A 15,004-nucleotide genomic window follows, 5' to 3' on the forward strand; every position below is an offset into this window, starting at 1 on the left:
GCGCACGCGGCGCCGGCGCAGGGGTGTCAGTTCGCGTAACTCCGCAGGCGCATGGTCGCCGTCGCCTCGTGGGCCGACATCCCTTCGCTTGCGGAGATGACCTCGACGGCCACGGCGAGTTCGGGGGTGGCCTCGCGGCTGATCTTCTGGAAGGTCAGCGGCTTCAGGTATCGCGAGACGGAGAGGCCGGCGCTGTGCTTCGCGCCGCCCGCGGTGGGCAGGGTGTGGTTGGTTCCCGCCATGCCCTTGTCCGAGTAGGCGACGGTGCTCCACGGGCCCACGAAGAGCGAGCCGTAGTTCGTGAGGTGTGCGTGGTACCAGTCGTCGTCGGCGGTCTGGATCTCGAGGTGCTCCGGCGCGAGCTCGTCCATCACGAGCACCGCATCCTCCTTCGACTCCACCAGGAGCACCGAGCCGAAGTCGCGCCAGGCGGGACCGCAGATCGAGGCCGTGGACAGGGTCTCGAGCTGGCGGTCGACGGCGGCGATGACGTCGCGGCCGAGCCGCTCGGAGGTCGTCACGAGCGCGGCGGGCGAGTTCGGCCCGTGCTCCGCCTGCCCGAGCAGGTCGGCGGCGACGATCTCCGGGTCGGCGGTCTCGTCCGCGATCACGGCGACCTCGCTCGGTCCGGCCAGGAGGTCGATGGCCACGGTTCCGAAGAGCTGGCGCTTCGCCTCGGCGACGTACGCGTTCCCCGCCCCGACGATCATGTCGACGGGGTCCTGGCCGAGCAGGCCGAACGCCATCGCGGCGAGTGCCTGCACGCCTCCGACGACGTACAGGTGGTCGATGCCCGAGACGTAGGCCGCGTACGCGACGGCCGAGTTCGCACCACCGCCGGGCTGAGGGGGAGTGGAGCCGATCACGGACGGGACGCCGGCGACCTTCGCCACGCCCACGGTCATGAAGGCGCTCGCGGTGAGCGGGAAGCGTCCGGCCGGGAGGTAGGCGCCGACATTGCCGACCGGCACGTACTTCTGTCCGACGACGAGCCCGGGGACGATTTCCGCCTCGAAGTCGGAGAGGTGGTCGAGCTGGAGGCGCGCGAACTCCTTGGTCCGCGCCGAACCGAGCTCGATGGCCTCGCGGAGCTCGGTGTCGAGGCGCGTGCCGGAGGCGGCGAGGTCTGCGGCGCCGAGCTCGAAGTCGGCGGCGTCGGAGCCGTCGAGTTCCCGGGCGTAGCGGCGGACGGCGTCGATGCCGTTCTTCTCGATGTCCAGCAGCATGGCGGTCACCGTCTCGGCGACGCGGGGGTCGCGCTGGGCTTCCGGAGCGTCGACGCCGGGGCTCTTGAGCGCGGTGAAGCGCGAGGAGTGCTGGGTGACGAAGCGGGGGCTCAATTTCATGGTGTCGATCCTCACCGGCGCCGAGACCCTGGACAAGGCCGAATCATCTTGGGGAAGGCATAGGATCGCCCTATGACACTGAACCAGTTGCGGGCGTTCCTGCGCGTGGCCGCCCTGGGGACCTTCTCGGCGGCGGCGGCGGAACTGCAGATGACCCAGCCGTCGATCTCGGAACTGATCAAGCGGATGGAGGAGGCGTACGGCGTGCGCCTGTTCACCCGTGGCGCCCGCCGTCTCGTGCTCACGGCGGCGGGGGAGCAGCTGATCCCGTTCGCGCAGCAGGCCGTCGACGGCGCCGACGGCGCGGACCGGGCGCTGCGCTCGCTCACCTCCCTCAGCGGTGGGGTCGCCACCTTCGGGCTCCTGCGCAACGCCAACTACTACTTCCTCTCCGAGCTGCTCGAGACCTTCCACAGCCGGTACCCGGGCGTCCAACTGCGGATCATCGGGCTCAACAGCGTGGAGGTCGCGGAGGCGGTCTCCGCGGGCGAGCTCGAAGCCGGGCTGGTGGTCCTCCCGATCGACGCTGAAGGCCTGTCCGTCACGCCGCTCATGAAGGACGAGGTGCTCTTCGCCTCAGCGGATCCGGCCAAGACCGCGCATCCCGTCACGATCGCCGACCTCGCCGCGACCGAGCTCGTCCTGTACGACGCGCACTACGGCTGGAAGGATCCGACGCGACGCCAGCTCGCAGAACGGGCGCAGCTCGAGGGCATCACGCTGACGCCGCGCATCGAGATCGAGCATGTGGAGTCGGCCCTCGGCATCGTGGCGCTGGGCGGCGGGGACACGATCGTCTCCCGGGCCGTCGCCGAGTCGAAGGCTTTCCCCGAGAATGTCCGCACCGTCTCCTTCGCGGAGCCGCTGTACGACACGATCGCGATCATCCAGCGCCAGGGCAACGTGCTGTCGCCGGCCACCCGGGAGATCGCGCGGCTCGCCCAGCGGATGTTGCTGCAGCAGCGTTGATCCCGGGCGTCGCGCGGGGTGTCGGCGGTCTGCCATAGGGCGGTCCTATGGATCGGCCAGGATCATTCGCCGTTGTGTTCGGAATCGCCTACGGTGAAGGCTTTCCCAAACGGCCAGAACCCCCGAGAGCGAGCAAGCTGATGAGCGTGAATCCTTCTGCGGCCGGTACGGCTCAGCCGTCCGGGCTCAAACGAGAGCTGAAGGTGGCGGACGCCGCCGCCTTCTCCATCGGCCTGATCGGCCCGGTCGGCGTCATGGCCCTGCTCGGGGCCGGAGCGGCGGGGCTCCTCGGGGCCGGTGCGGTCTGGGCGTTCGTGTTCGCCCTCGTCGCCGTGGCGCTCGTCGCGTACGGCTTCGTGAAGCTCTCGCGGTACATCGCCCACACGGGATCGGTGTACGCCACCGTCGGGCTGACCCTCGGGCCCCGTGCCGGTTTCGTCGCGGGCTGGGCTCTCTTCTTCGCCTACGTCACGATCGGGGCGGGTTCGGGGATGGAGATCGGGCTCTTCCTGAACCAGCTGCTGGCCGACCTGGGCCTCCAGGTGCAGCCGCCGTGGCTCTGGGTGGCGATCGCCGCGCTCGCTCTCGTCTTCCTGCTCGCGCGCCGCGAGGTGCGGCTCATCACGCGGCTGCTGCTGTACGCGGAGCTCGCCGGAGCCGTCCTGGTCACCGTGCTCAACATCGTCGTGCTGGTGAAGCTCGGAGTCGGTGCCGCGCCGGGCGGCCTGCGGCTCAACTGGGGCTTCCTCGAACTCCCGCCGGGGACCGACGTCACCTTGATCGCCGCCGCGGCCGTGTTCGGCTTCCTCGCCTTCGCCGGGTTCGAAGGCGCCGCCACCCTCGGCGAGGAGACCGACAACCCGCGCCGCGACATCCCCCGCGCCTTCAAGATCGCCATCATCCTGGTCGGCGTCTTCTACCTCCTGTCGACGGTCGCCCAGTCCCTCGGCTACGGGACCGACGCAGCCGGCGTCAAGCGGTTCGCGTCCGCCGGCGCGCCGTACGGCGATCTCGCCCGCGGGTACGTCGGGCCGTGGCTGGCCGACATCCTGACGCTGACGGCGGTGATCAGCCTGTTCGCGATCTTCCTCGGAACGCTCTCGGGGGCGGCCCGTGTGGCATTCGCCCTGGCGCGCGATACGGCGCTCGCCCCGCGTCTCGCCCGGCTCTCCAGGAACGGCGCTCCGACCACGGCGATCACCGTGGCCGTGGTGCTGGCGCTCATCGTGATCGTCGGCGAGAGCCTGACCGGTGCGGCGGTGCTGGATGCGACCTTCTGGTCGCTGACGATCGGCACGCTGGCCCTGCTGGTCGCCTATGTGCTCGCGACCGCCGGCGCTCTCCGGTTCCTCTTCTTCCGTCGGGACGTGAGCACGCCGAAGTGGCAGATGGCCATCCCGATCCTGGCGCTCATCCTCGTGCTCTACACGATCTACAAGAACGTCGTCGGCGTCGAAGCCCCGTACAGCTACTTCCCCTACATCGTCGCAGCCTGGTTGCTCATCGGCTTCGCGATCAGCCTGCGCCGTGGCGTGGCCGATCGCGTGCGCGCCGCCCTTCGCGGCTCCCAGGAGCCGGCGCCCGGGTTTGTCGCCTCCGTCGATGCGGGCCGGCAGCCGGACGCTGCGCCGGCCCCCGAGCGGTGATCGCATGACCGCCATCGCAGCCGTTCAGCTCGACCCCGCGGTCGGCGACTTCGACGGGAACCGGCGCAAGGCCGCGACCGCGATCGCGGAGGCGTTCGCCGCGCGCGCGTCCATCGTCGTCATCCCGGAACTCGCCACCTCCGGGTACGTGTTCCGCGACCGCGACGAGGCGCGATCGGTCTCCATCCGCCCGGACCACGAGATCTTCGCCGAGTGGGCGCGGCTGGCCGCCGGCGCCAGGGACGGCGCCGGGGTCGTCGTCGGCGGCTTCAGCGAGCTCGGCGAGGGCGACGAGGTCCACAACAGCGCCGCGGTCGTCGACGCCTCCGGCGTGCGGGCCGTCTACCGCAAGGTGCACCTGTGGGACCGCGAGAAGGAGGTCTTCACTCCCGGGAAGGCGGCGCCGCCCGTCGTCGACACACCGCACGGCCGCGTCGGCGTCATGATCTGCTTCGACCTCGAGTTCCCCGAGTGGACGCGCATCGCCGGACTGGCGGGCGCCGATCTGCTGGCCGTTCCCACCAACTGGCCGCTGGTGCCCACCCCGCCGGGCGAGCGCCCCGCGGAACAGCGCATCGCCGTCGCAGCCGCCCTCGTCAACCGCATGGCCATCGTCTGCGCAGACCGGTTCGGGCGCGAGCGCGGGGTGGACTGGACCGAGGGGACGGCCATCATCTCTCCCGCGGGTGTCGTCATCGCCGAGGCGGGGCCGGGCCGCGGTGCGGCGACAGCCGACCTCGACCTGGCCGAGTCGCGGGACAAGCGGCTCTCCCCGAGGATCGACCTCTTCGACGACCGCCGGCCGGACCTCTACGGGCGTCTGGTGCACCCTGGCCCGGCGAGGGGCGTATGACTGGAGCATGACGAACACTGCTGCCCAGACCGACGGTTGGACCGGCGACTGGGCGGGCGACCCCGGCGAACTCGTGTACGGGCTCGACCTGTCGAGGTTCGCGGACGCCGACGGCGACGGGCTCGGCGACCTCGCCGGCGCCACGGAGCACCTGGACTATGTGGCCTCCCTCGGCGTGACGTGGATCTGGCTGCTGCCGTTCTACCCGAGCGCCCGCCGCGACAACGGGTACGACGTCGACGACCACCTCGCCGTCGATGAGCGGTTCGGCGACCTGGATGCGCTGCGCACCTTCCTCGACCGGGCCCACGAGCGGGGGATGCGCGTCCTCATCGACGCCGTGCTGCACCACACCTCCGACCGTCACGCCTGGTTCCGCGCAGCGGTCGAGGCCCCGGACTCCGCCGCCGGACGGTTCTTCATCTGGAGCGAGGACGACTCCGTCGAGCCGGGCGACCATCCGATGTTCCCGGGGGAGGACGACGCCGTGTGGGCGTACGAGCCGCGGGCGGGCCGGTACTACCACCACCAGTTCTACGCGTTCCAGCCGGACCTGAACGCCACCGATCCGGACGTCTTCGAGGAGATCGTCCGGGTGCTCAGCTTCTGGCTGGACGTCGGCGTCGACGGCTTCCGCATCGACGCGGCGCTCCTCATCGTGCAGGGCAAGGGGAGGCCGGACACCGATGTGGACGACGGCTCGTTCTTCGACCACCTCAGAGCGCGGCTGCGCGAGGTCAAACAGGATGTGGCGCTGATCGCCGAGGCGGACGAGTCGCCCGAGCTCATGGCGGCCCTCGTCGAGCGCGGCCGGTTCGAGGCGGTCATCGACTTCACGCTGAACAACTCCCTCATCCTCGCGCTCACACGCGGCAGGGCTCAGCCGCTCGTGGATGCGCTCCGGCGGCTGGACGACACCATCCCGCCCGATGCTCGGCTCAACTTCGTCCACAACGCGGACGAGCTCGACCTGCAGCAGCTGAGCGACGAGGAGCGGAAGGAGGCGTTCGAGCACTTCGCACCCGACCCGTCCATGCTGATCTACGGGCGCGGCATCCGGCGGGGCTGGGCTCCGATGATGCAGCCGCATGAGCGGGTGCGCATGACGCTGAGCCTTCTGTATGCGCTCCCCGGGGTCCCGCTGCTGCTCGCCGGTCAGGAGCTCGGCGTCGGCGACGACCTGAGCATCGAGGGGCGCGGCGCCGCCCGCACCACGATGCAGTGGGACGACTCGCGCTGGGGCGGTTTCACGAGCGCGGAGGAGTCCCCGCTCACCCTGCCGGCGCAGGTGGACGGGCCGTACGGGTTCCGGGATGTGAACGTCCGGGCGCAGGAGGACGACCCGGGATCGTTGCTCGCGCTGGTCCGGACGATCTCACAGGTGCGTCGCGCCAAGGGCGCGGCGGCGGGCGGATGGACGGTGGAGGACGTCGGCGCGCCGTCCGTCCTTGCACTGCGCCGGGACGGGCTCCTCACCCTCCACAACCTGTCCGACCAGGCGGTCGAGCTCGACCTCGACCTGGGTGACGACGCGGAAGCGGCGCTCGCCGAGCGGTGGGACGGGCGCACCCTCGGCGCGTACGGGTTCGCGTGGGTGTCGGTGTGAGCGAGGGATCGGGTTCGCCGTCGGATACCGTGTGGGCCATGGATATCCCCGCGGCCCATCGCACCTTCCTGGACGAGGTCGTCCCGCGTATCGCCGCAGACGATCGGGTGACGGCGATCGCGCTGTCCGGTTCGCTCGCGCACGGAACTCCGGACGATTTCTCCGATGTCGACCTCGTGCTCGCCATCCGGGATGACGCGCACGCCGCCGTGATGTCGGATCGTCTCGAGCTGATCGCCTCCTGGACGGACGTCGTCGTCGGTTTCACGGGCGAGCACGTGGGCGAGCCCCGGCTGATCGTGTCGCTGGTCGCCCCGCCGGTCCTTCACGTGGACTTCACCTTCCTCCCGGAGACGGAGTTCGCCACCGTGCTGCATCGGCTGCGGCTGCTCCACGGACTGGGCGTCACCCCCGCAGCCGACAGCGCCAGTCCGGAGCTGAGCAGCGGGTTCGATCCGCAGTGGGCCGAGGACCGGTTCTGGGTGTGGGTGCACTACGGGGCGACCAAGCTCGCGCGCGGGGAGCTGTTCGAGACGCTCGACACCGTCGCCGCACTTCGCAAGCTGGTGCTCGGACCCCTGGCGTCGCGGCGCGCCGGCGCCGAGCCGCGTGGGGTGCGCCGGCTCGAGTCGATCGCCCCGGATGACGCGGTCGCCCTCCAGTCGACCGTCAGCGGATACGACCAGCGCGAGGCCGCGGACGCCCTCCTGGCGGCGGTCGAGCTCTACCGGCGCTGGCGGCCGAGTGAGGGAGTCACCCGCCGGCCCGAGGCGGAGCGGCTCGTGATGGGCTTCCTCGGCGACGTCCTGGGCGGGCTCCAACCAGTTCGCACGGACGCCGGACCGACCACGGACCCCCGACCATGAGAGTGTGGATGCCATGCGTGTGATCGTCATCGGTGCCACCGGGCATGTCGGCAGCTACCTCGTGCCCCGCCTCGTGCGGGCCGGTCACGAGGTGGTCGCCATCACCCGCGGGCCGAGCGCCCCCTACCATGAGGATCCGGCGTGGGATGCGGTGGAGCGCATCCATCTCGACCGCGACGCCGGTGATGCGGACGGCACCTTCGGCGCGACGATCGCCGGGCTGGGGGCGGACGCCGTCATCGACATGGTGTGCTTCACCCCCGACTCGGCCCGTCAGCTGGTGGAGGCGCTGCGCGGCCGGGTGAAGCTGCTGCTCAGCTGCGGGACGATCTGGATCCACGGCCCGGCGACGGCCGTGCCGACCGCCGAGGAGGAGGACCGGGAGCCGTTCGGCGAGTACGGCGTGAACAAGGAAGCGATCGAGAAGCTGCTGCTGGAGGAGGCGCGGACCCCGGGCGGCCTGCCGGTCGCGGTGCTGCATCCCGGTCACATCACCGGCCCGGGCTGGAACATGATCGGACCCGCCGGCAACCTCGACCTCGACGTGTACCGCCGGCTCGCCGCGGGCGAGGAGGTCGTGCTTCCGAACTTCGGCCTGGAGACGGTGCACCACGTGCACGCCGACGACGTCGCCCAGGGCTTCCAGCTCGCCCTGGAGAACCCGGAGGCCGCCGTCGGCCACGGCTTCCACCTGGTGTCCGATCGTGCGATCACCCTGCGCGGCTTCGCCACGGCGGTCGCCGGCTGGTTCGGCGCGGAGCCGCGGCTCCGTTTCGAGCCCTACGCCCGGTTCGCGGAGCTCACGGCGGCGCAGCACGCGCAGACGACGTGGGAGCACATCGCGCGCAGCCCCTCCAGCAGCATCGAGAAGGCGCGACGCCTGCTCGGCTACGAGCCCCGCTACTCCAGCCTGGCCGCCGTGGCAGAAGCACTGCAGTGGCTGATCGACGACGGCCAGGTGGAAGCGGGGCCCTTGCGGATCAGCGGGTGACGAACGGCACCAGGATCGCGTTGACCTCTTCGGCGTGGGTCCACAGCATTCCGTGCGGGGCGCCGTCGATCTCGTGGTACTCCGCCTCCGGGAACGCGGCGTGGAAGGCGCGGCCGGTCGCGTCGATCGGGAGGATGTTGTCCGAGGTGCCGTGGGCGATCAGCGTGGGCTTGCCGCTGGCGCGGACGGCCTCGACGTCGGCCGAGAAGTCCTCGATCCACGACGGGACGACGGCGTAGGCCGCGACCGGTGCGCTGCCCGTTGCGGTGTTCCAGCTGGCGGTGACGGCCTCCTGCGAGATGCGGCTGCCGAGGTTCTCGTCGAGGTTGTAGAAGTTCTTGTAGAACTCGGTGAACCACGCGAACCGGTCGGCGCGGGCGGCCGCATCGATGCCGTCGAACACGGACTGCGGCACGCCGTTGGCGAGCATCCCGGGCTCGAGCGAGGCGAGGAACGCGAACTTTGCCACGCGGTCGGTGCCGAACAGCTTCGCGTAGCGGGCGAGCTCGCCGGTGCCCATCGAGAAGCCGACGAGGATGACGTCGTTGAGGTCGAGGGTGGTCAGCACCGTGTCCAGGTCGGCGGCGAAAGTGTCGTAGTCGTAGCCGGTCTCGACCTTGGAGGAGCGGCCGAATCCACGGCGGTCGTAGGTGATGACCCGGTAGCCGGCGGCGCGGATCTCACGCGCCTGACGCTCCCAGGACGAACCGTCCAGCGGGTAGCCGTGGATGAGCACGACGGGCTGCCCGGTGCCGTGGTCCTCGTAGTACAGCTCGATCGGTGCCGAGTTCTCCTGACCGACGGTGATGAATCCCATGATGACCTCTCTGATCGATTCGGCTGAGAACGCTCGTTCTCGCCTTCTGGTGGCTACACTAGAGAACGATGGTTCTCAGCGCAAGTCCCGGAGGTGAACAGATGACGAACGACACGGTCACCGAGCACGAGCACATCGTGGAGGTCGCGGACCGGCTCTTCTACGAGCGCGGCATCCACGCCGTCGGGATGGACGCGATCCGCACCGAGGCGGGCGTCCCGCTCAAGCGCCTGTACGCCGAGTTCTCCTCGAAGGACGCCCTGCTCGAAGAGGTGCTGCGCTACCGCTCGGGCGTGTGGGATGCGGGGATCGCCGGCGCTGCGGCTACGGCGCACACCCCGCGCGAGAAGCTGCTCGCGATCTACGACTTCCTCGACGGCTGGTTCCGCACCGACGACTTCCGCGGCTGCGGGTTCATCAACTCCTTCGGCGAAATGGGGGCCGTCTCGCCGGCCGTGGCGGCGATCGCCCGCGAGCAGAAGGAGCGCTTCCAGCGGTACGTGGCGTCGCTGGTCGACGAGCTCGGCGCCCCGGCCGCGCTGGCCGACCAGCTCGCGATCCTGGCGGAGGGCGCGCAGACGACGGCCGCCATCAGCGGGAGCCCGACGGCGGCCGCCCAGGCGCGAGCGGCCGCGGCGACACTGATCGACGCAGCGCTCGCGTCATCCGCGAAGGGCTGAGTGGAAGCCCCGAGAGGCGTCCGCTCTCTGCGCGGGGCCGCGTCGCAGGCCTGGACGTCAGCCGGCGATCACCGAGCAGTCGTCGTACACGATCGAGCCGGTCGACGAGGTCTGATTGGTCGAGTAGATCTGAGGGATCATGCGTTCGCCCGAGCGCTGCGCGACACCCGACCACGTGACTTTCGTCCAGGCGCCCGCCGGGAGCGACGCGATACTGGTGAGCGGGAGATGGACGTCGCTGCTGAAGTTCTGCGTGTACTCCAGGAACTCGGCCCGGATGCTCAGCCCAGCCGAACTCGGGCGGACCCAGCACGACGCCGTGTACGCGGTCCCCGCCATGGAATTCGCGATGACAGTGTTCTGTGTGAGGCCCACGAGGCCCGGCGAGGCGCTCGGGGCGATCACCTGGAGAGCGGACGCACCGCTGTGAACGGGCGTGGTGACGGAGGCGAGGTTCCCCGTGACGAAGGCCTTCCAGCCTCCGGTGCCGGACTCGAACCCGGGATCCGGCAGGAGCTCCTTCGGGGCGGGCGGCGGGGGAGGCGGCGGGGTCGTGGATGCCACGGGGCTCACCACGACATCGGCCTGGGCGCCGTAGCCGGCCGCGTTCACGGCGCGCACGGTGTACTGGAAATGGGATCCGTTCGGCAGGCCCGTGACCGTGACGCTTCGAGCGGTGCTCGGTGCCATGGTCGACACGCCTGTGTTGACGTTGCGGACCTCGTACTGGGTGACGGCAAGGTTGCCGTCGCTCGCGGGCGGCGAGAACGAGATGACGCCGCCCCCATCCATGGGAGTCGCCGACACGTTGGTCGGAGCGCTCGGGACCGTGTAGGGCGTCTGGGGCGTGCCGACCATGAACGTCGAGGTGGCGGGTGCGCTGACATTGCCGCTCGTGTCCACCGCCCAGAGGGCGACCGTGTACTGGCCGGCCGTGAGCGCGGGCGCAGTGGCGGATGTGGCGGTTGAGTCTGAGAGGGGAACACCGCCCAGGATGCCGACGGATGACGCTCCTCCTGGCGAGATCCTGGCGATGGTGTGCGCGACATCCGTCGAAGGGGACGGCTTCCAGCTGACGGTCGGCGCGGATCCCGCTCCGACGGTCACACCGCTGGGAGCGGTCGGAGCGGTGCTGTCGGAGCGGAGCTGCCACAGCAGCGTCCCCGTCATGGGGTTGCTGTTCGGGTTTTCGGCGCAGCGTTCGTTGTAGGTGATCTTCGCCATCTCCACGAGCCCCAGCGCGTCGACGATGAGGTTCTCGACGTCGATCGTGCCGGTCATGGGGGCGCCACACGAGAGGCTGTTCAGCGTCGCCCGGAACCCGTATTGGCTGGTCGGGACCGATCCATCCCACGGCGCCGTCGTGTGGATGCCGGCCGTGAGGGGTGCGCCGTTGTTGGCGGGGCCGCCGCCGATCGGCGAGACGACGATCTGGGCCTTCTTCGACGGGTCTGTGGAAAGAGCTGTCCAGGCGTACCCGTCGTTCACGATGGACTCCGCGATGATGAACGGCCCGTCGGCGAAGGTGTGCGTGACGCCTTGGTCGAGCGGATCGTTGCCGGACATCGTGATCGACGACGTCCCGAGGGCGGCGTCGCCGGTCAGGGCCACGGTCTGCGTGGAACCTCCCACGCCGATCCTCATCGACGCCGTCCGCGGGCCGGCCGCCTTGGGAGAGAATCCGACGATGAAGGAACAGCTAGCGCCCGCCGCGAGGCTGCTTGCGCAGGTGCTCCGCGACACCGTGAAGTCGGCCGCGCCCACGCCGGTGAACGTCGGTGCGCCGATGGCCACCGTGCTCGACGTGGTGTTGTGCAGCCACTCTGCCTGCTGGGCCGGAACGCTGGAGAAGCCGATCGGTGTCGCCGGGAAGGCGAGGGTGCGTGCGCCCAGATCGACGCCGCCGGGTTGCGGCTCGTTCATGCTGACCTCTCCGACGCCGTGCAGCACGAGGTCGAAGGTGTAGAGCTGGCCGATGCTGTTCCACTGCAGGTCGCGGATGTCGAGTTCGCCCGTGAACCCGCCACCCGTTCCGCCCGAGCTGAGCTGGACCTGAGGACGGCTGGGATCCGACTGGTTGCCGTTGACGACGGCGTAGTCGCCCATCCGCAGGGGCTGGCCGGCCGGCGGCGTCACGGTCACATTCACCGACGCCGTGCCGACCGAGATCCCTCTCGATAACGTCGCGTACGTCAATCGTGCTGCGCCGTTGTCACCGAACTGGTAGGCCGGCTGCGATGCCTGGTCGACGCCGTACTTGAGCGAGAGCACCGGCGGCGCCGTACCCGCCTGGGCCGTGGTCGCCGTCAGGGCCGTCGCCGCGAGAGACAGCGCCCCCGCCATCGCCACGATCGCCGCCGCACGCACCGTCTTCAGCATGTTGCCCCCGCAGTCTTCGAAGGGATGCCGAGCGGCGTCCGCGGGCGTGACGCTACGCCCCTGGGGGCACCCGCACAAGATTTACATGAGAATATCTCACCATCACAGTCTTCTTTTCGGCGTTCCAAGGTTCCGGCGTTGGCGGACGAGGGCGTCGCCGAGCCCCGCGGCCCGGCGACGCCCTCGGATCCTCGACTCAGGCGGCCGCCTCCTCGCGGGACTCGGCGAGGCCCTGCGCCAGCGGAGTGGTCGGGCGGCCGATCAGCTCCGAGAGGGTGCTCTGCGCGTCGGCCAGCTCCCCGTCGCGGATGTTGCCGTCCAGGGCCACCACGAAACCGGCGGTGCCGTCGTCGAGCCCGGCGGCGGTGAGGATGGCGGTGTGCTCCTCGGGCGAGACCGAGCGGTAGACGACCTCGCGGCCGAGGAGCTCGCCGATGGTGGAGGCCAGCTCGTCGAAGGTCCACGCCGTGTCGCCGCTCAGCTCGTACACCGCGCCCTCGTGGCCCGGCGTCGACAGCACGACGGCGGCGGCCTCGGCGTAGTCCTTGCGGGACGCGCTGGCCACGCGGCCGTCGCCGGCGCTGCCCACGAGCTCACCGGTCGCGGCGGCCTGGTCGAGGAGGCCGGTGTAGTTCTCGGTGTACCAGTTGTTGCGGAGGACGGTCATCGGCAGCGGCGACGCCGCCAGCAGCTCCTCCGTCGCCTTGTGCTCCGGGGCGAGCACGAGGGCGCCGTCCGTGGCGTGCGGCGCGCTCGTGTAGACGAGCCGTCCGACGCCGGCGGCCTCGGCGGCCTCGATGGCGTTGCGGTGCTGCGCCACGCGCTTGCCCACCTCGGAGCCGGACACGAGCAGCACGGCGTCCGCGCCGGCGAACGCGGCGGTGAGCGTCTCGGGCTTCTCGAAGTCGATGACGGCGGTCTCGACGCCGAGAGCAGCCAGCGGCGCGAGCCGCTCGGCGGAGCGGCCGGCGACCCGGATGTCGGCGGCGGGCACGCCGCGTTCGAGGAGGGAGTCGACGGTGAGGCGGCCGAGGTGGCCGGTTGCGCCGGTGACGACGATGGTCATGAGGGGTTCCTTTCGATCGGACATCGAGGGGAACCGGCCCGTCCCTCCATTACTTCCCCATGGCGGGTACCCACTTTTTGGTAAGTTACTGACGTGGACACCAGTCTTGCGTCACTCAACGGCTTCGGCTTCACCGACGGCGTGCTGCCGTCGGCCTGCCCGACGCGCATCGTCCTCAACCACGTGACGAGCACCTGGGGCGTCCTCGTGCTGGTCGCCCTGTCGCAGAGCGGGTTGCGCTGGGGCGAGCTGCGCCGCACCGTCCAGGGCATCAGCGAGAAGATGCTGGCCCAGACGCTCCGGACGCTCGAGGCCGACGGCTTCGTGCTCCGCACGGCCCAGCCGACCATCCCGCCCCGGGTGGACTACAGCCTCACCGACCGCGGGCGCGACCTGACCGAGCACCTGCTGCCGCTCATGTCGTGGATCGCCGCCAACGCCGACGACATCGTGGGTGCCGACGCCGAGCAGGCGTCCGCTGCAGTTCGCCCATAGCCACGCACCGGCGCCGCCCCTTAGGGTCGCACCGTGGATCTGCAGCTGAATGGGAAGACCGCCGTCGTCACCGGTGCGAGCCGGGGCATCGGCCTCGCAACCGTCCGGGCCCTGCTGGCCGAGGGCGCGGACGTCGTCGCCATCGCTCACGCGCCGACCGCGGAAACCGAAGCCCTGGCGGCACAACCGGGCTTCCGCTTCGTCGCCGCGGACCTGACCGACGCCGCGGCGATCGAAAGTCTGCGCGATCAGGTGGGCGACCGGGTGGATGCGCTGGTCAACAACGTGGGCTCGGCGCCTCCGCGCCCCGGCGGCTTCGCGTCGATCACCGATCACGACTGGCTGGCGAGCTACGAGCTGAACACCCTGGCCACCGTCCGGGTCACCCGTGCCCTCCTCGACCTCATCCCGGACGGCGGGGCCATCGTGAACATGGCCAGCGAGAACGCGATGCTGTCCGATCCGCTGGTCATGGACTACAGCGCCGCGAAGGCCGCGGTCCTGAGCTTCTCGAAGTCGCTGTCGAAGGAGCTCGGCCCGCGCGGCATCCGGGTCAACTCGGTCAGTCCGGGACCGGTCGCCACCGCGCTCTGGCTCGGCACCGGCGGCGTCGCCGAGACGGTCTCCGCCGCGGGTGGCGGCTCGCCGGAGGAGGTGCGGCACGGCGCCGAGCAGGCGATGGTGACCGGCAGGTTCACCACCCCGGAGGAGGTCGCGGCGTTGATCACGATGCTCGCCAGCCCGGTGCTCGGCAACATGACCGGGTCGGATGTCGTGATCGACGGCGGGATGCGGCAGACGATGTGAAGTCCCCGCGGCCCCGGTCGCCCGGCTATCCTCGACGCATGACCGCCCGGATCGCGAACGTCACGTTCCACGCCGAGAACCCCACCGAGCTGGCCCGGTTCTGGAGTGCGGTGATGGGCTACCCCGAACCGACGGGCTGGGACCCGGAGGACGTGGCCGCGCTGAGGGCCTCCGGCATGACGGACGAGGAGATCGCGGATCGTGCCGAAGCCTGGGACGGGGATCCCGCCCACCAGCGGTTCTACTTCAGCCGGTACCGCCACGAGCGCCGGCAGCGCAACCGGATGCACCTCGACATCACGCCGTTCGACGACCGCCGCGCCTCCCGCGAGGAGCTGGAGGCCGAGCGCGACCGCCTGATCGGCCTGGGCGCCACCGAGGAGAAGACCCTGCTCGGCAACTGGGGCCCGTACGAGGAGTTCGTGATCATGATGCGCGACCCCGAGGGCAACGAGTTCTGCCTCCAGTGACGATGAAGGCGGT

At 70.5% G+C, this 15,004-nt stretch carries 14 protein-coding genes; 10 read left to right on the forward strand and 4 right to left on the reverse strand.

The window, feature by feature from the left end:
- Nucleotides 1-26: 26 nt before the first annotated feature.
- Nucleotides 27-1,346 (reverse strand): histidinol dehydrogenase, encoded by a 1,320-nt coding sequence (hisD, locus tag J2W45_RS15655; RefSeq protein WP_310133679.1) that lies wholly within the window; start codon nt 1,344-1,346, stop codon nt 27-29.
- A gap of 72 nt (nt 1,347-1,418) precedes the next feature.
- Between hisD and J2W45_RS15660 the strand changes: the two genes are divergently transcribed.
- The 6 genes from J2W45_RS15660 (at nt 1,419) to J2W45_RS15685 (ending at nt 8,277) form a co-directional block, all read left to right on the forward strand.
- The gene (locus J2W45_RS15660) at nt 1,419-2,315 is read left to right on the forward strand and encodes a LysR family transcriptional regulator (RefSeq protein WP_310133682.1); all 897 of its coding nucleotides are present in this window, start codon (nt 1,419-1,421) and stop codon (nt 2,313-2,315) included.
- A gap of 146 nt (nt 2,316-2,461) precedes the next feature.
- Nucleotides 2,462-3,961, forward strand: coding sequence for an APC family permease (locus tag J2W45_RS15665; protein ID WP_310133685.1), 1,500 nt, complete (start codon nt 2,462-2,464; stop codon nt 3,959-3,961).
- A gap of 4 nt (nt 3,962-3,965) precedes the next feature.
- On the forward strand, nt 3,966-4,814 hold the full coding sequence (locus tag J2W45_RS15670) for a nitrilase-related carbon-nitrogen hydrolase (RefSeq protein WP_310133688.1): 849 nt from the start codon (nt 3,966-3,968) through the stop codon (nt 4,812-4,814).
- Between the two features lie 7 nt (nt 4,815-4,821).
- Nucleotides 4,822-6,420, forward strand: a complete 1,599-nt coding sequence (locus J2W45_RS15675) for an alpha-amylase family glycosyl hydrolase (RefSeq protein ID WP_310133690.1) — start codon at nt 4,822-4,824, stop codon at nt 6,418-6,420.
- Nucleotides 6,421-6,458: 38 nt separating this feature from the next.
- Nucleotides 6,459-7,286: a hypothetical protein gene (locus J2W45_RS15680; RefSeq protein ID WP_310133695.1), complete on the forward strand. Its 828-nt coding sequence runs from the start codon at nt 6,459-6,461 to the stop codon at nt 7,284-7,286.
- 13 nt (nt 7,287-7,299) lie between these two features.
- On the forward strand, nt 7,300-8,277 hold the full coding sequence (locus tag J2W45_RS15685; protein ID WP_310135071.1) for an NAD-dependent epimerase/dehydratase family protein: 978 nt from the start codon (nt 7,300-7,302) through the stop codon (nt 8,275-8,277).
- Here J2W45_RS15685 and J2W45_RS15690 read toward each other — a convergent pair.
- Nucleotides 8,267-9,094 (reverse strand): alpha/beta fold hydrolase, encoded by an 828-nt coding sequence (locus J2W45_RS15690; protein WP_310133697.1) that lies wholly within the window; start codon nt 9,092-9,094, stop codon nt 8,267-8,269. The two genes, J2W45_RS15685 and J2W45_RS15690, sit on opposite strands and share 11 nt — an antisense overlap.
- 101 nt (nt 9,095-9,195) lie before the next feature.
- Here J2W45_RS15690 and J2W45_RS15695 point away from each other — a divergent pair, with 101 nt between their 5' ends.
- Complete coding sequence (locus J2W45_RS15695) at nt 9,196-9,774, forward strand: TetR/AcrR family transcriptional regulator (protein ID WP_310133700.1); 579 nt, start codon at nt 9,196-9,198, stop codon at nt 9,772-9,774.
- Between the two features lie 57 nt (nt 9,775-9,831).
- Here the strand turns inward: J2W45_RS15695 and J2W45_RS15700 are convergent, their stop codons facing one another.
- Nucleotides 9,832-12,153: a fibronectin type III domain-containing protein gene (locus tag J2W45_RS15700; protein ID WP_310133702.1), complete on the reverse strand. Its 2,322-nt coding sequence runs from the start codon at nt 12,151-12,153 to the stop codon at nt 9,832-9,834.
- 196 nt (nt 12,154-12,349) lie between these two features.
- Entirely contained in the window at nt 12,350-13,219 is an 870-nt protein-coding gene (locus tag J2W45_RS15705; protein WP_310133704.1) for an SDR family oxidoreductase, read from the reverse strand.
- A 93-nt stretch (nt 13,220-13,312) separates the two neighbouring features.
- Here J2W45_RS15705 and J2W45_RS15710 point away from each other — a divergent pair, with 93 nt between their 5' ends.
- The 3 genes from J2W45_RS15710 to J2W45_RS15720 are packed head-to-tail and all read left to right on the forward strand — an operon-like array spanning nt 13,313 to nt 14,991.
- Nucleotides 13,313-13,714: a winged helix-turn-helix transcriptional regulator gene (locus tag J2W45_RS15710; RefSeq protein ID WP_310133706.1), complete on the forward strand. Its 402-nt coding sequence runs from the start codon at nt 13,313-13,315 to the stop codon at nt 13,712-13,714.
- Between the two features lie 33 nt (nt 13,715-13,747).
- On the forward strand, nt 13,748-14,521 hold the full coding sequence (locus J2W45_RS15715; protein WP_310133709.1) for an SDR family NAD(P)-dependent oxidoreductase: 774 nt from the start codon (nt 13,748-13,750) through the stop codon (nt 14,519-14,521).
- Nucleotides 14,522-14,559: 38 nt separating this feature from the next.
- Nucleotides 14,560-14,991 (forward strand): VOC family protein, encoded by a 432-nt coding sequence (locus J2W45_RS15720; RefSeq protein ID WP_310133711.1) that lies wholly within the window; start codon nt 14,560-14,562, stop codon nt 14,989-14,991.
- The last annotated feature ends 13 nt before the right edge of the window (nt 14,992-15,004 follow it).

This window comes from Leifsonia shinshuensis (assembly GCF_031456835.1).
Taxonomy (GTDB): Bacteria; Actinomycetota; Actinomycetes; order Actinomycetales; family Microbacteriaceae; genus Leifsonia; species Leifsonia shinshuensis_C.

Coding starts and splice junctions, on each gene's coding strand:
- hisD (WP_310133679.1), bottom strand. CDS start 1,346: ATGAAATTGAGCCCCCGCTTCGTCACCCAGCACTCCTCGCGCTTCACC.
- J2W45_RS15660 (WP_310133682.1), top strand. CDS start 1,419: ATGACACTGAACCAGTTGCGGGCGTTCCTGCGCGTGGCCGCCCTGGGG.
- J2W45_RS15670 (WP_310133688.1), top strand. CDS start 3,966: ATGACCGCCATCGCAGCCGTTCAGCTCGACCCCGCGGTCGGCGACTTC.
- J2W45_RS15675 (WP_310133690.1), top strand. CDS start 4,822: ATGACGAACACTGCTGCCCAGACCGACGGTTGGACCGGCGACTGGGCG.
- J2W45_RS15680 (WP_310133695.1), top strand. CDS start 6,459: ATGGATATCCCCGCGGCCCATCGCACCTTCCTGGACGAGGTCGTCCCG.
- J2W45_RS15685 (WP_310135071.1), top strand. CDS start 7,300: ATGCGTGTGATCGTCATCGGTGCCACCGGGCATGTCGGCAGCTACCTC.
- J2W45_RS15690 (WP_310133697.1), bottom strand. CDS start 9,094: ATGGGATTCATCACCGTCGGTCAGGAGAACTCGGCACCGATCGAGCTG.
- J2W45_RS15695 (WP_310133700.1), top strand. CDS start 9,196: ATGACGAACGACACGGTCACCGAGCACGAGCACATCGTGGAGGTCGCG.
- J2W45_RS15700 (WP_310133702.1), bottom strand. CDS start 12,153: ATGCTGAAGACGGTGCGTGCGGCGGCGATCGTGGCGATGGCGGGGGCG.
- J2W45_RS15705 (WP_310133704.1), bottom strand. CDS start 13,219: ATGACCATCGTCGTCACCGGCGCAACCGGCCACCTCGGCCGCCTCACC.
- J2W45_RS15720 (WP_310133711.1), top strand. CDS start 14,560: ATGACCGCCCGGATCGCGAACGTCACGTTCCACGCCGAGAACCCCACC.